General features: G+C 23.1%; 1 protein-coding gene. It reads right to left on the bottom strand.

Annotation, left to right across the window (positions count from 1 at the left end; genetic code table 11):
• The coding region (locus tag AJ886_RS07070; protein WP_070287457.1) for a glycosyltransferase family 2 protein at nucleotides 1-1,453 on the bottom strand (1,453 nt) is incomplete at both ends.

The following is a 1,453-nucleotide window of genomic DNA, read 5'->3' as shown; positions in this document are numbered from 1 at the left end:
CACCTTTATGCCAAGTTTTAAAAGATTCTAATAAAATTTTTCCTAGTTTATAAGATAAGTGTTCTTTATACTTTAAAGCTTCTTGGTAATCTGGATAATTTTCTAAAGGGGGTAGTTTTAAAGTTGGATCTTTTTTTATTTTTTGATAATATATTTTTTGATCTTGTTTGTAATTTAAAAATACTGATAACAAATATATTGGCATGAATAGAATACCAATAATACTTTTAGAATTAATAATCATAGTTTGACCTAATTTATAACAAAGCTGATTTTGAATTCTTTGTTTAGCTGTGCCGTATAAATTGGTGTTAAACTGATATTTATTATCTTCAAATTTATTATTTACAAAAAAATTAATAATATCTATCTTATCTTTTATAGCCCAAGGATCTTGATTTAACTTTATATTCTCAAATAAAATATTCTTATAAGAGAATAAAAAGAAACGAATTTTTTCTAAATTTTCCTTATTTTTAAATTTATTTACATACATTAACAACAATACAAATGTCATACATGTCCAGCTATACAACTTTATATATTCTCTTGCATCATATGGATCTAAAAAATCATTGGATAAAATCCTAAAAAATGGTGCCAAATTTTCAAAACTTAAATTATTATCATGACACATTATACTATTAGCTCTTATTCTATTATTATAAAGCTTTTTATCAAGAACATATAATTTTTTAGCATTTAAAAACAATAAGGTTCCAAATAAATTATCTTCATATAAAACTCCATCAAGAAATTTGAGTTTTAATGTTTTTAAATAAGCAAAATCAATCATTTCCATAACAGCTATCCAAATGGAAGTTATATTATTTTTACGGCATTCATCAAACCATGTATTTCCATCAATTTGCTTATTTTTAATATTATAGTTAAAATATTCCATAAATGTTTTAGAAGTTGGATAAATTGTTTTAATTTCATAATCAAACGCTTTATTATCAAACCAAACCACTTCAACCCCATCCATTCTAGGAACACATTCTTCTATGCAATTTAATTCCCAATAATCATCAGAATCTAAAAAGATAATATAATCAATATCAGGAGCTTTAAAATTTAAAAGTTCATCTTTATTTTTAAAGAAATTTGAACTTTTATATATTTTATAAATATTATAAGGATTATCTTCATTGTCTAGTTTAAATTCTACTAAGGAGTTTTCTTTTAATTCTTGGGTAATATTTTTAAAATCATATTCTTTACTAAAGAATTCTATGCCTACATTACGAGCTGAAGATAAACCCCCATTTTCCTTATCAAAAAGTATAAATCTTTCATCTTTTAAAGTATATTCTTTGGCTATATTGAGTGAGTTTTCATCTGTGCTACCATCATTTACAAGTACAACTTGTAAATTTTTATAAGTTTGATTAACAACACTATCTAAACATTCTCTTAAATATTTTTCTACATTATAGATTGGGATAACTAC

Source organism: Campylobacter sp. BCW_6465, from assembly GCF_001762815.1.
Lineage (GTDB): Bacteria > Campylobacterota > Campylobacteria > Campylobacterales > Campylobacteraceae > Campylobacter_D > Campylobacter_D jejuni.
The sequence above is the reverse complement of the archived record's forward strand: the minus strand, read 5'-3'. Positions and strand labels throughout refer to the sequence as shown.